Annotated in this window: 14 protein-coding genes; 1 reads left to right on the top strand and 13 read right to left on the bottom strand. The window is 71.6% G+C overall.

Annotation, left to right across the window (positions count from 1 at the left end):
• Positions 1-91: 91 nt before the first annotated feature.
• Genes DEI82_RS02685 through DEI82_RS02665 form a run of 5 tightly spaced genes read right to left on the bottom strand, consistent with a single transcriptional unit; the run spans position 92 to position 4,758 of the window.
• Positions 92-841 carry a glutamine amidotransferase gene (locus tag DEI82_RS02685; RefSeq protein WP_111011980.1) on the bottom strand — a complete coding sequence of 250 codons (750 nt, stop codon included), beginning with the start codon at positions 839-841 and terminating at the stop codon, positions 92-94.
• A gap of 11 nt (positions 842-852) precedes the next feature.
• Positions 853-1,935, bottom strand: a complete 1,083-nt coding sequence (locus DEI82_RS02680; protein ID WP_111035716.1) for a phosphotriesterase — start codon at positions 1,933-1,935, stop codon at positions 853-855.
• The gene (locus DEI82_RS02675) at positions 1,932-2,942 is read right to left on the bottom strand and encodes an ABC transporter permease (RefSeq protein ID WP_220037225.1); all 1,011 of its coding nucleotides are present in this window, start codon (positions 2,940-2,942) and stop codon (positions 1,932-1,934) included. The genes DEI82_RS02680 and DEI82_RS02675 overlap by 4 nt, the downstream gene beginning before the upstream one ends.
• Positions 2,939-3,700, bottom strand: a complete 762-nt coding sequence (locus tag DEI82_RS02670; RefSeq protein WP_111011982.1) for an ATP-binding cassette domain-containing protein — start codon at positions 3,698-3,700, stop codon at positions 2,939-2,941. Before DEI82_RS02670 ends, DEI82_RS02675 begins: the two co-directional genes overlap by 4 nt.
• Positions 3,701-3,702: 2 nt before the next feature.
• Positions 3,703-4,758 (bottom strand): substrate-binding domain-containing protein, encoded by a 1,056-nt coding sequence (locus DEI82_RS02665; protein ID WP_111035715.1) that lies wholly within the window; start codon positions 4,756-4,758, stop codon positions 3,703-3,705.
• Between the two features lie 241 nt (positions 4,759-4,999).
• Here DEI82_RS02665 and DEI82_RS02660 point away from each other — a divergent pair, with 241 nt between their 5' ends.
• The gene (locus DEI82_RS02660; RefSeq protein ID WP_111011984.1) at positions 5,000-6,010 is read left to right on the top strand and encodes a LacI family DNA-binding transcriptional regulator; all 1,011 of its coding nucleotides are present in this window, start codon (positions 5,000-5,002) and stop codon (positions 6,008-6,010) included.
• Here DEI82_RS02660 and DEI82_RS02655 read toward each other — a convergent pair.
• The 8 genes from DEI82_RS02655 to DEI82_RS02620 all read right to left on the bottom strand — a co-directional run bounded on the left by DEI82_RS02655 (position 5,999) and on the right by DEI82_RS02620 (position 12,451).
• A complete protein-coding gene (locus DEI82_RS02655; protein WP_111035714.1) occupies positions 5,999-7,102 on the bottom strand; it encodes a M20 family metallopeptidase in 1,104 nt (367 codons plus the stop codon). The genes DEI82_RS02660 and DEI82_RS02655 overlap by 12 nt on opposite strands.
• A gap of 69 nt (positions 7,103-7,171) precedes the next feature.
• Positions 7,172-7,975 carry an ABC transporter ATP-binding protein gene (locus DEI82_RS02650; RefSeq protein WP_220037224.1) on the bottom strand — a complete coding sequence of 268 codons (804 nt, stop codon included), beginning with the start codon at positions 7,973-7,975 and terminating at the stop codon, positions 7,172-7,174.
• A 5-nt stretch (positions 7,976-7,980) separates the two neighbouring features.
• Positions 7,981-8,703: a GntR family transcriptional regulator gene (locus tag DEI82_RS16115; RefSeq protein WP_111035712.1), complete on the bottom strand. Its 723-nt coding sequence runs from the start codon at positions 8,701-8,703 to the stop codon at positions 7,981-7,983.
• Positions 8,704-8,814: 111 nt separating this feature from the next.
• Positions 8,815-9,804 carry an acryloyl-CoA reductase gene (locus DEI82_RS02640; protein WP_111035711.1) on the bottom strand — a complete coding sequence of 330 codons (990 nt, stop codon included), beginning with the start codon at positions 9,802-9,804 and terminating at the stop codon, positions 8,815-8,817.
• 30 nt (positions 9,805-9,834) lie between these two features.
• Positions 9,835-10,818, bottom strand: a complete 984-nt coding sequence (locus DEI82_RS02635) for an aldo/keto reductase (RefSeq protein WP_111035710.1) — start codon at positions 10,816-10,818, stop codon at positions 9,835-9,837.
• Between the two features lie 38 nt (positions 10,819-10,856).
• Positions 10,857-11,117: a Txe/YoeB family addiction module toxin gene (locus DEI82_RS02630; protein WP_111035709.1), complete on the bottom strand. Its 261-nt coding sequence runs from the start codon at positions 11,115-11,117 to the stop codon at positions 10,857-10,859.
• Positions 11,114-11,365: a type II toxin-antitoxin system Phd/YefM family antitoxin gene (locus DEI82_RS02625; protein WP_111010329.1), complete on the bottom strand. Its 252-nt coding sequence runs from the start codon at positions 11,363-11,365 to the stop codon at positions 11,114-11,116. The genes DEI82_RS02630 and DEI82_RS02625 overlap by 4 nt, the downstream gene beginning before the upstream one ends.
• Positions 11,366-11,422: 57 nt before the next feature.
• Complete coding sequence (locus tag DEI82_RS02620) at positions 11,423-12,451, bottom strand: 6-phosphofructokinase (RefSeq protein ID WP_111010328.1); 1,029 nt, start codon at positions 12,449-12,451, stop codon at positions 11,423-11,425.
• Positions 12,452-12,472: the final 21 nt, after the last annotated feature.

Genomic DNA, 12,472 nt, shown 5'->3' with positions numbered 1-12,472 from the left:
ATGAGCGGACGCTCGGCGGACCGGGCGAGCGCTCCCGCGTTCCGTGTCAGGAGGGCCGTGGAACGGCGCTCTGCCGCCGATCCGCCCGACGTCATCGCGCGACGAGCCAGCCGACGACACCGTTGAACAGCGCCGTGTAGCCAGCCCACTCCTCGCAGAACGCGGGTGGTGCCCAGTGCGGCGAGCAGTCGCTCGTGAAGGCCGCGGAGCGCCCCGCGCCGACCTCGCCGACGACGAGGAGGGGGTCGTCGCCCACGCGGGCGAGGGTCTCCGTGCCGGCCTTGGCGGTCACCCGGTTGTAGCCGAGCAGCGACGGCCATTCGGATCCGGCGCCACCGAGCGCCGCGTGGTCGGGAGCGAGAACGGTGGGCACGACCCCCGCCGGCTGCTCGACGCGGTCGTCGGTCGTCAGCAGGTCCACGGGCAGGACACGGGTCAGGACGGTCTCCGCGAACGCGGCACGGGCCTGGAACCCCGAGAACGACAGGTAGCCTCCGATCATGAGGATCGAGCCACCGGCCTCCACCCAGGACGAGAGCGCCTCGAGGCGGTCCTGTCCCGGGACCGCGTGCTCGAACACCCCGGGCGCGAGCTGGAGCGAGTTCGCGCCGATGTCGGACAGGATCACGACGTCGTAGGCGCCGAGGGACTCGGCGTCGCCGGGGAAGTCGGTGGGCACCAGGTGCGCGGGGAGGTGCACGACGTCGTGGCCGCCCGACTCGAGCGCGGTCTTCAGCTGGCGGACCCCTTCGGTGTACGAGTGCACGGTGAACTCGTCCACGCCCTTGGTGTGGGTCGTGGTGGACATCCAGCTCTCGCCGGCGATGAGGATTCGGGACATGGGGGTGACTTTCAGTGGGAGGTGGACGCGGCGGCGAGCTCGAAGAGTGCCCGCACGTTGCGTGTGTTGACCCCGAGCACGGTGTGCGCGTCGAGGCCGTCGTCGATGAGGCGCTGCAGGAAGACCGCGGGGATGAACGCGAGCCCGTTCCCGCCGTTCTTGCGGAGCATGCCCTTGAGGAAGAGGTCGTGGCTGAACAGCAGGCGCTCGCCGAAGCCGTCGGTGACGAGCCGGCCGATCGCCCGGGCGGTCTGCGCGACGGAGGGGGAGTCCCCCTCGCCGGGCAGGGTGAACCGGTACGGCATACCGATCATGTCGAACTCGAGGAACACGCCGCGGTCGGCGAGCGAGCGCTGGTAGTCGGGGTCCTCGCCCGACGGGTCCATGTGGCACAGCACCACCGCGGCGGGCGGGACGCCCTCCTCGGTCAGGACCACGTCGAGCACGCGTCCGCCGTGGCGCACGAAGCCCGGGAGGTGGATGTACATCGGGAGCCCGGTCTCGCGCTGCACCCGGCAGGCGGCGCGGAGGCCCTGTTCCTCGCGCTTGGTGAACGCCGGGGAGACACCGATCTCGCCGATGACGCCGGACCGCGGCTCGGATGGGTCCCGGTCCTCCCGGTGGTCGGACAACAGGTACTCGGCGAGGACGTCGACCGGGTCGGTGGCGGTGCGCTCCGGGTGGAACCGTTCGAGGTACCAACCGCCTCCCGCGATGATCTGCACGCCCGTGCGGCGGGAGAGGGCGGCGAGGCCGGACCGGTCCCGGCCCTGTCCCTCCGATGTCACCTCGACGAGCGTCGTGCCGCCCAGGCTCGCGAAGTGGTCGAGCTCGGGGGCGACGTCGTCCGGGTGGTCCAGCGCGCAGTTGTCACGACACGCGTAGGGGTGGTCGCGGAGGAGCCAGGCGAGGTCGGGCGTGACCGGCTGGTCGAACAGCTCCGGGAACGCGGGGTCCGGCGTGATGCCGCCCGCCTCGATGCTGTTGAGCAGGTGCTCGTGCGGGAGGGTGAACCCCAGCTCGTCACTGCCGACCTCCCCGGTGACGGTGTGGACCGTGACCGGCGCCGTCCCGCCCGGACGCTCCGAGGTCACCGCAGCACCCGCTTCCGCATGAAGTCGGCGAGGTTGCCGCCGCGGAGGTTGATGAGGATGACGACGATCAGCAGGCCGCCCGTCACGATCGGCACGATGTAGGGACTGAGACCGAGGAGCGTGAGCCCGTCGGTGATGACCCCGGTCAGGATCGCGCCGACGGCCGTGCCCAGGATGCTGCCCTTGCCGCCGAGCATGTTGGTCCCGCCGATGACGACCGCCGTGATGACACTGAGGGCGAAGTCGCTGCCGCTGTTGGCGTCACCGGAGCCGAGTCGGCCGGCGGTGATGATGCCCGCGACCGCGGCGGCGAGGCCCGACAGCGTCAGTGCCATGAGCTTGATCGCGTTGGTGTTGACGCCGGCTCGACGGACGGACTCCTCGTTCGATCCGACACCGGTGACGTACTGCCCGAAGCGCATGCGCTGCAGCGCCAGGAGTCCGAGCACGACGACGACGAGTGCGATCCATGCGGGGTACCCGAAGCCGAGGAAGCTGCCCTGTCCGATCCGGGCGAAGATCAGCGTCGGTGAGATGGCGACGCTGTAGCCGAGTGTGAGCAGGAGTGCCACGCCACGGATGACGGACATCGTGGCCAGCGTCACGATGAACGACGGCATCTTCTGGTAGCTCGCGAACCAGCCGTTGACCACGCCGCAGAACGCCCCGACGGCCAGGCAGATCACGATGACGAGGGTCGACTGCATGCCCCCCTTGAGGAGCTGCGCTCCGATCACCGAGACCAGCGCGAGCGTCGACCCGACGGAGAGGTCGATCATGCCCGTCGTGATGACGAACGTCATCGCGACCGCGACGATCGCGGTGGGCGCGACCTGCACCGCCACGTTCTGGAGGTTGTGCACCGTGAGGAACGCCGGGCTCGCCACCGCGAACGCGACGAACACGACGACGGTGACGACGAGCATGACGATCGTCGACTTGTTGATCCGCTGGAAGGCCGCTCGGCGGCGTTCCTGGGCGGTCGGGAGGGCCAGGGCCGCGCTCATGCCGCGTCCTTCCGTTCGTCTCGGGTGATCATCGCGACGAGGGACTCGATGTTCAGGTCCCGGATGTCCGCGTCCTCGACGCTGCGGCCCTCGTACATGACGGTGATGCGGTCACACACGCGGAACAGGTCCTGCAGGCGGTGGGTGATGAGGATCACACCCACCCCCCGCGCCGCGACCTCGCGGATCAGTCGCAGCACGGACTCGACCTCGGTCACGGCGAGCGCGGCCGTGGGTTCGTCGAGAATGAGGATCTCGGGGTCGATCGACGCCGCGCGAGCGATCGCGACGGACTGCCGCTGACCGCCCGACAGCTGCGAGATGAGCTGGTGCGTGGACGCGACGCGGACGCCGAACTCCCGGAGCACACGGCTCGCCTCGTCGTGCATCCTGCTCACCCGCATGAACGGGCCGACGTGGGGCTCACGTCCGAGGAACAGGTTCGCAGCGACGTTCAGGGTGTCGCACAGCGCCAGGTCCTGGTAGACGATGCCGATCTTCTCGTCCTGCGCGACGCTGGGGTTCGAGAACCGCACCTCCTTGCCCTTGATGCGGATCGTGCCCCGGTCGTGCTGCACGGATCCGGCCAAGACCTTCATGAGCGTCGACTTGCCGGCCCCGTTGTCCCCGACGAGGCCGAGGACCTCACCGGGGGCGAGGGTGAGGTCCACGCCACGGAGGACGTCCACGGCGCCGTACGACTTGGTGATCCCGCGGAGTTCGACGAGCGGCGTCTGATGGTTGAGGGAGTCGGTCATCGTCAGCCCTTCAGGAAGTAGTCGTACTTCGCGAGGTTGGCCTTGGTCACGATCGTCGTCGGAACGCTGATCGTTGCCGGTACCTTCGTCCCGCCGCAGGCGAGGTCGATCGCGGCCTTGGCTGCGGCGTAGCCGAACCCGTAGGTGTCCTGCTGCACGACCTCCTTGACGAAACCCTGCTTGATTCCGGCCGCCGAGGTGGAGTCGAGGTCCCAGCCGACGATCTGCGTGCTCCCGGTCTTGCCCTGCGACCGGACCGCGGCGATCGCACCGTCGAGGGCCGGGCTGCCGGTGGCGTAGATGTACTCGAGGTCGGGGTGGGCCGTGAGCAGGTTCTCGGCGGCGGTCTGCGCCTTGTCGTTGACGTTCTGCCCGTCGACGACGGCCTTGATGGTCATGCCACCGGCCTTGACCGTGTCCTGGAAACCGTCCTGCCGTTGGATCTGGATGGAGCTGTTGAGGGCGGCGACCACGCCGACCTCGCCCTTGCCACCGGACAGCGTGAGGAACGCCTTGCCGAGCTGCTGACCACCGACGGTGTTCGCGGTGCCGACCTGGGTGTCGATGGCGCTCGCGTCGGCCACGGACCCGTCCGTCGAGACGACCGCGATGCCCTTGGCCTTCGCGGCCTTGAGCGCGGGGACGAGCGCGTTGGCGTCGTACGGGTCGACGATGATCGCGTCGACGCCCGAGGACGTCAGGTTCTCGATGCCCGACACCTGCGTCGCCGCGTCGTCGTTGCCGCTGACGAGCTGGACGTTGGCGCCGGCCTTCTTGGCCACCGCCTGGATGCCGGTGTTCATCTGCGTGAAGAAGGACGTCTGTTCGTCGATGTCGACGACGCCGATCTTGAAGGTGCCGCCCGACTTGGGCTTGCAGGCGGTGGGGACCCCGGTCGGCGCCGGGACGCCGGCAGCCAGGGTGGAGGACGACGCGTCCTTCGACGAGCTGGTGGAGCCCGACGACGCGGTCGTGGACGTGGCGTCGCAACCGGCAAGGGCGGTCACGGCCGCGAGACCGATGACGGCGGACACGGCGATCCGGCGGGAGGAGTTCATGGGTGGCCTCTCGAGGGCGGGGTGGTGGGTGTGGTCGGGGTGCGCGTTCGGCGGGGCGGTCCTGTTCGGCAATCGGTTGCCGAAGGACGTGCACCCATGATGCCGTCGTGATTGTTTCGACCGCGCACGACCTCTGTTTCCGGGAGGTAAAACCTCCGTTCGCCGTGGCAACCGATTGCCCGCATCGAACGAGTACGATGCCCGTGGGCGGCACACACCGCGCGGGGAGGAGGACGACGAGATGGTGACGCTCGCCGACGTGGCCGCGCTCGCGGGGGTGTCCGAGGCCACGGTGTCGCGCGTGATGTCCTCGTCCCGCCCCGTCGGCCGGGACGTCGAGGCCCGGGTGCGTCGAGCGGCGACGGAGCTCGGCTACGTGGGCAACAGCATCGCTCGGGCGCTCCGCAAGAACCGGACGGACACCGTCGGCATGGTGGTGCCGAGCATCCTCAACCCGTTCTTCACGACCCTGGTCGACAGCGTCGAACGTGCCCTCCACGCGGAGGGCAAGCAGCTGTCACTCTGCGACTCGCGGCAGAACCCCGAGGTCGAGGCGGAGCAGCTCCGGTCCCTGGTCCACCGTCAGGTCGACGGCATCATCGTCAGCGCGTGCGACCAGGTCGCGAGCGTGCCCGCCCTGCGCGCCGCGGCACTGTCCGTGCCCCTGGTGCAGCTGGACCGGCGCGTGGACGTGGAGGGCACGGACTGGATCGGCATCGACGACGACGAGGCGATGCGGCTGGTGCTCGAGGAGCTGGCGAGCACGGGGGTCCGGACCGCGGCGTTCGTCACGAGTGCGCTCACGAACTCCTCGACCCACCTGCGCCTCGAGGGGTTCCGGCGGCATGCGGCACGTCTCGGGATCACCGTCCGCGAGTCGTGGATCCAGTTCGGCGAGTACACGATCGAGAGCGGTGAAGCCGCGGCGCGTCAGCTGCTGGCCGGAGCGGACCGGCCCGAGGCGATCGTCTGCGCTGACGACCTCATCGCGATCGGCGTCCTCCGGGCGTGCCGGCAGCTCGGCGTCCGCGTCCCGGACGAGGTCCAGGTGACCGGTTTCGACGACATCACCTTCGCTGCGTACGTGGTCCCGGGCCTGACCACGCTCGCGCAGCCCACGGACCTGATGGCGACCGAGGCGTTCCGGCTCCTCGGTGTCGCCTCGACGTCCCTCGCCACCCGCCGTCCCGCCACCCGGATGTCCTTCGCGCCCACGTTGGTCGTCCGCGAGACGACGCGGTCACACCGGTGACGCGGCCCAACGCACGCCCGCGCTGACGTACGCAAGCACGGCGTCCGCCAGGAGGTCGAGTGACACGGACTCGTCCACCGAGTGCACCCGCGTCGGGTCGCCTGGCCCCCAGACCACCATCGGGACGTCCGGCATCGAGCGCACGAAGACCGATGCGTCGGTGAAGTAGGCGGCGGGCTCGGGGGCGACACGGCCGGGCAGGCTGGCCACCCACGGATCGGTCTCGTCCGTCCACACCGGGGCGAGGTCGAGTTCGACGGTGACGTCCGCGACGTCGGGTCGCCCGCGCCACCAGTCGAGGATCCGGGCAGCGGAGGCGGCCTCGGTCACCCGGTGGTCGACCCGGACGACGCACACGTCGGGCACCATGTTCGGCACCGATCCCCCGGCGATCGTCCCGACGTTGAGCGTCTCCGCGCCGAGTCGTGGGTGTGCGGTGAGCGGGACGGCATCGAGGCGCAGCAGGACGTCGCGCATCGCGAGGACGGCGTTGCGCCCGGCGCTCGGCGTGCTGCCGTGGGCGGAGGTCCCTCGCGTCTCCACCCGCAGCCAGAGCGCACCGCGGTGGCCGAGCACGATCCGGTTCGCCGTGGACTCGGGGATGACGACGGCACCGAGGTCGATCCCCGCCGCGGTCAGCATGTCGACGAGGACGGGCGCTCCGAGGCAGCCCGACTCCTCGCCCACCGACAACGCGAGCACGACGGGGAGGTCCTGTTCGTGCAGTCGAGCCACCGCCACCATCGCCGCGGCGAGGCCGGCCTTCATGTCGGAGGACCCGCGACCGCGGAGTCGCCCCTCCGCGATGCGCGGTTGGAACGGCGGCGTTCTCCAGGAGCCCTCCGCGCCGGTGGGCACCACGTCGGCGTGGCAGGAGAAGGCCAGGTGCGGTCCGCTCGAGCGGGGTGACGGCCGTGCGGGCACCACGAGGAGTCCGTCCGTCGTCGCCGGCGAGCGGACCACGCGGCTGCCGGCGTGCCCCGCGAACCACGCCTGGACCAGGTCCAACACCAGCCCCTCGCCCGCCGACCCGGTGACGGAGTCGACGCGGATCAGGTCGGAGAGGAGTTCCGTGACATCGGGAGTACCCATCCGCGAAGGGTACCCAGGCGACCGCGGTCGTGCTGATCGGACCGTCGGGCCGGTGCCGCGCCTCCCGGCTCAGGCGGCCCGGCGCGCCTGCCAGCGTCCGTCGGTGCGCGTGATCGCGAGCGGGAACGCGAAGCAGGCGGACACGGCCTCGGACGTGATGACGTCGTCCGCGCGGCCCGCGGCGACCACCCCGCCGTCACGGAGGAGCATCGCGTGCGACGTCGACGCCGGCAGGTCCTCGAGGTGGTGCGTCACCATGACGCTCGCGAGGTCGGGATGCCGGTGGCGGAGAGCGTCGACCGTCTCGAGCAGGTGCTCCCGGGCCGCGACGTCGAGGCCGGTGGCGGGCTCGTCGAGCAGGAGCAGGCGCGGCTCGGACATGAGCGCCCGGGCGATGAGCGTTCGACCGCGCTCGCCCTGCGACAGGACGGCCCAGGACGCGTTCCACCGGTCGCGCAACCCGACGCCGGCGATGTGCTCGAGGGCGAGTGCGCGCTGCTCGGGGGTCGGTTCCCACCGCATCATGAGGTCGGTCGTGCCCGTGAGCCCGGTCAGCACGGTGTCGAGGACCGAGAGCGGCGTGAGCATCCGGTGGCGCGGGTCGACGTGGCCGATGTGCTCGCGGAGCTCCCGCACGTCGGTGCGGCCGAGTCGTCGTCCGAGCAGGTCGACGCTGCCGGCGCTGGGGTGGCTCGTTGCGCCGAGCACGGCGAGCAGTGTCGACTTGCCGGCGCCGTTCGGTCCGAGGAGCGCCCAGTGCTCCCCGGCGCGCACGACGAGGTCGACCTCGTGCACGAGGTCGCGGCCGCCGCGGGTGACGCGGAGGCCCCGTGCGTCGACCAGGGGACTGTCGGAGGTGGTGCTGGTGCTCACCCGGGTCAGATCCCGGGACCGGAGGTGATGACGAGTGCGGCTTCCTCGGGCTCGGCGGTCGCGAGGTCGGCGGCCCGGACGGCGTCGAGGTGGTCGGCCATGCCGTCGGCGAGGGCGCGGACGGCGGCGGCACCGGCCTCGCCGTCCCGGTCGGTGGCCGCGTCACGGAGGCTGGCGACCGCGTCCGCCGCGGCGGCGAACACGGGTTCGGCGCTGCCGACGGTCACGAAGCGCGCCCGGGCGAGGACCGAGGCGCTCAGCTTCGTGAGCAGCGCGTTGTCCGCGTGGTCGACGAGGAACCCGATGAGGGCGTGCACGTCGTCGTCCACGGCCCGGTCGCTCGCCGCGGCGTGGGTGCGGACGTCCGCGAGCAGGGCGTCGAGCGCGTCGGTGTCCTCGTCGGTGAACCGGGGGAACGCCCAGCGGGCGGCGAGTTCGGCGAACCCGAACAGCACCGAGAACGCCTCGTGGTACTGCCGACCGGTCGGGGTGGCGATGCGCGTGTATCGGTTCGCCTCCATCTCGACCAGGCCGTAGTCGACGAGCTTGGCGATGGCTTCGCGGATGGGCGTGCGGGAGACGCCGAGCCAGCGCACGAGCTCGTCGTCGTTGAGCCGTTCGCCGGGCTGCAGCGTTCCGTCGTGGATCGCCGCGAGCATCTTGTCGAACACCACGTCGCGGAGCAGGCGGCGCGGTGCGGCGTCGGCGGTGGGCTGGGGGACCGGCATGGGGGCGACCTTTCGGGCACGAGGGTCGGGACGCGTACCCGAATCCTAGGAGGTGATTTCACAATCACTTGACATGCAATGCGGGTGGAACCCGCGGGCGAGGTGACGGTGTCAGGCGCGCACGTCGACGACCGTGCGCCCGTGCACCCGCCCGGCCAGGACCTCCCGGCCGACGGCGACCACGTCGGCGAGTCCCACGGCCGTCGTCACGCTGTCGAGCAGCGCCGGATCGAGGTCCGCGGCGAGGAGCGCCCACGCCCGTTCGCGCAGGTCGCGCGGTGCCGCGACCGAGTCGACGCCGAGCAGCGCGACCGAGCGCAGGATGAACGGGAGGACCGACCCGGCCATCCGCGCGTCCTGCGCGAGCCCGCACGCCGTCACGGCGCCGCCCCACGCGGTCTGCGCCAGCACGTTCACGAGCGTCGCACCCCCGACGCTGTCGACCGCACCGGCCCACCGTGGGCGCTGCACCGGGCGGCCCGGGGTGTCGAAGTCGTGGCGGTCCACCACCTCGGCCGCTCCGAGCCGGTGCAGGGCCTCGGTGTGCTGCGGCCGACCCGTCGACGCGGCGACCCGGTGTCCCCGCGCCGCCAGCAGCGCGACCGCGATCGACCCGACCCCGCCCGACGCTCCCGTGACGAGCACCGTACCGGCGCCTGGCGCGACGAACCGCTCGAGCGCGAGCACGCTGAGCGCGGCCGTGTACCCGGCCGTACCGATCGCGGCGGCCCGTTGCGCCGTGATGCCCGCGGGGACCGGCAGGAGCACCGCGGCGGGGACGACCGCGAGACCGGCGTACCCGCCGTCGCGGGTCTCGCCGAGCCCGGCGCCGTTGAGCGTCACGAGGGTGCCCGGGGCCGGGGCGGAGGCGGTGCCGTCGCCGACCGCGCGGACGGTCCCGACGACGTCGATGCCCGGCACGAGTGGGTCGGCGCGCTGCACGCCCGGGTCACCCGCCAGCGCCATGCCGTCCTTGTAGTTGACGCTCGAGTGCGTCACGTCGACCAGGACCTCGTCCGGGCCCGGTTCGCGGACGTCGTGGTCCTCGACGACCGGTCCGGTACCGGTCCGGACGACGACCGCGCGTGTGCGCTCGCTCACCGGGAGGCCCGGCCCGCGGTCACGGGAGCGTCACCACCGGTCGTGCACGGACGCCCGGAACCAACGGTCGTACACCTCGTGGATCCGACGGTCGAGGTCCGCCCCGAGCGCCGGCAGCGACCCCGCCGCCGCGTTCGACCGGGCCTGCTCGACGTTCCGGGCGCCCGGGATCGCCGCCGTGACGCCGTCCTGTTCGACGATCCAGGCGAGCGCGGCCTGCGGGACGGAGACGCCCTCGGGCACGGCCGCGGCGAACTCCTGCGCCGCGTGCACGCCGTCCTCGAAGTCGACGCCGCTGAACGTCTCGCCCTGGTCGAACGCCTCGCCGTGGCGGTTGTACGTCCGGTGGTCCTGCGAGGCGAAGGTCGTCTCGGTCGTGTACTTGCCCGAGAGCAGCCCCGAGGCGAGCGGGACGCGGGCGAGGATGCCGACCCCGGCCTCCCGGGCGGCGGGCAGGACCGCGTCGAGCGGCTTGAGGCGGAACGCGTTGAGGATGATCTGCACGCTCGCGACACCCGGCCGGGCGATCGCGGTGAGCGCCTGGTCGGTCTCCTCGACGCTCACGCCGTACGCGGCGATGGAGCCGTCGGCGACCAGGGCGTCGAGCGCGTCGTACACCGCGTCGTCCTCGAACACGGCGGTGGGCGGGCAGTGGAGCTGCACGAGGTCGAGCGTGTCCTGGCCGAGGTTGCGGCGCGAGCGGTCCACCCACGTGCGGAAGTTGGCGGCGACGTAGTTCGCGGGGACCTGGTCGGCGCGGCGACCCATCTTCGTGGCGACGGTCAGCGGCACGTCCGGGTTGGCGGCGCGCCACCGACCGATGAGCTGCTCGCTCCGGCCGTCCCCGTACACGTCCGCGGTGTCGAACAGCGTGACGCCGGCCTCGGCCGAGGCGTCGAGGAGTGCCATCGCGTCGGACTCCGGCACGTCACCCCAGTCACCCCCGAGCTGCCACGTCCCGAGTCCGATGACGGACACGTCCCGACCAGTCCTGCCCAAGGTGCGACTCTGCATGGGGACGACGGTAGTCCGCGGCGCGCGGTCCGGCGTCGTCACTCGTCGTGGTGGTACCGGCACTGCGCGATGAGGACGCTGTCGTCCGTGACGCGGTACACGAGACGGTGCTCGTCCGTGATGCGCCGGGACCAGTACCCACGGAGCCCGTGCTTGAGCGGCTCCGGTCTGCCGATGCCCTCGTTGCCGTTGCGCGCGATGTCACGGAGCAGCCCGTTGATCCGCTTGACGATCTTCCGGTCCTGCTGTTGCCACCACTCGGAGTCGGCCCAGGCAGCGTCGTCCCAGACGTACTTCACTCGTCCAGGTCCCGCTCCGTGCCCTCCCCGCGCTCCAGGCGCTCGATCGAGGCGAGCAGCCGCCGGGCGTTCGCGGGGTTCCTCAGCAGGTAGGCGGTCTCCTTCAGGGACTCGTAGTCGTCGAGGGACACGAGCACGACCGATTCGTGGCCCGCGCGCGTGACCACGACCTCCTCGCGGTCGTCCGTGACGGCGTTGAGGGTCTCGGCGAAGTGGGAACGCGTCTCCGAGTAGCTGAGGATGCGCATTGTGACCTCCTGACGTACGCAGAGTTGTACGTCAGCTGCGACGCCAGCGCCATGCGGTCAGCCGAACAGGATCGCCGCCTCGTCGTAGCGCTCCTGCGGCACCGTCTTGAGCTCGCCGATCGCGTCGGCGAACGACACGTGCACGATGTCCGTCCCGCGCAGCGCGACCATGCGGCCCCAGCGTCCCTCGACCACGGAGTCGATCGCCGCCATCCCGAGCCGCGTGGACAGCACCCGGTCGTACGACGTCGGGGTCCCGCCGCGCTGGATGTGGCCGAGCGTCGTGGCGCGGGTCTCGATGCCCGTCATGCCCTCGATGAGCGGTGCGAGGCGCTCGCCGATGCCGCCCAGGCGCGGGCGACCGAACGCGTCGAGGCCACGCTCCGAGTGCGGGTCGTCCTCCTGGTCCGGCACGAACCCCTCGGCGACGACGACGAGCGGCGCCCGACCGCGGTCGTGGGCCGAGCGCACCCAGTCCGCGATCTGCGCCATGCTCGTCTTCTGCTCGGGGATGAGGATCGCGTGCGCCCCGGCCGCCATGCCGCTGTGCAGGGCGATCCACCCGACGTGGCGTCCCATCACCTCGGCGACCATGCAGCGGCTGTGCGACTCGCCCGTCGTCCGGAGCCGGTCCATGGCGTCGGTCGCGATCTGCACCGCGGTGTCGAAGCCGAACGTGTAGTCCGTCGCGCTCAGGTCGTTGTCGACGGTCTTCGGCACCCCGACGATCTTGAGGCCCGCGTCCGTGAGGCGGCGCGCGGCGGCGAGGGTGCCCTCGCCGCCGATCGCGATGATCGCGTCGATGCCGAGCCGGTCGAGGTTCGCCGCGATCGCCGCGGCGCCCCCGTTCTCGCCCTCGAACGGGTTCGTCCGGCTCGTGCCGAGGATCGTCCCGCCCTGCTTGGCGATCCCCTGGATCTCCTTGCGACCGAGCGGCACGACGTCCGCCTGCACCACGCCGCGCCAGCCGTCACGGAACCCCACGAACTCGTGCCCGTGGATCGCGATGCCCTTGACGACGGCGCCGCGGATGACCGCGTTGAGCCCCGGGCAGTCGCCGCCGCTGGTGAGGATGCCGATGCGCATGAGGGAGCACTCCGTGGTGTC

This window comes from Curtobacterium sp. MCBD17_019, from assembly GCF_003234555.1.
Classification (GTDB): Bacteria; Actinomycetota; Actinomycetes; order Actinomycetales; family Microbacteriaceae; genus Curtobacterium.
This window is presented reverse-complemented; position numbering and strand designations above follow the sequence as displayed.

Bases quoted from the DNA above. Each gene is read 5' to 3' on its own strand.
- DEI82_RS02685 (WP_111011980.1), bottom strand. From the start codon at position 841: ATGTCCCGAATCCTCATCGCCGGCGAGAGCTGGATGTCCACCACGACC.
- DEI82_RS02675 (WP_220037225.1), bottom strand. From the start codon at position 2,942: ATGAGCGCGGCCCTGGCCCTCCCGACCGCCCAGGAACGCCGCCGAGCG.
- DEI82_RS02670 (WP_111011982.1), bottom strand. From the start codon at position 3,700: ATGACCGACTCCCTCAACCATCAGACGCCGCTCGTCGAACTCCGCGGG.
- DEI82_RS02665 (WP_111035715.1), bottom strand. From the start codon at position 4,758: ATGAACTCCTCCCGCCGGATCGCCGTGTCCGCCGTCATCGGTCTCGCG.
- DEI82_RS02660 (WP_111011984.1), top strand. From the start codon at position 5,000: ATGGTGACGCTCGCCGACGTGGCCGCGCTCGCGGGGGTGTCCGAGGCC.
- DEI82_RS02655 (WP_111035714.1), bottom strand. From the start codon at position 7,102: ATGGGTACTCCCGATGTCACGGAACTCCTCTCCGACCTGATCCGCGTC.
- DEI82_RS16115 (WP_111035712.1), bottom strand. From the start codon at position 8,703: ATGCCGGTCCCCCAGCCCACCGCCGACGCCGCACCGCGCCGCCTGCTC.
- DEI82_RS02635 (WP_111035710.1), bottom strand. From the start codon at position 10,818: ATGCAGAGTCGCACCTTGGGCAGGACTGGTCGGGACGTGTCCGTCATC.
- DEI82_RS02625 (WP_111010329.1), bottom strand. From the start codon at position 11,365: ATGCGCATCCTCAGCTACTCGGAGACGCGTTCCCACTTCGCCGAGACC.
- DEI82_RS02620 (WP_111010328.1), bottom strand. From the start codon at position 12,451: ATGCGCATCGGCATCCTCACCAGCGGCGGCGACTGCCCGGGGCTCAAC.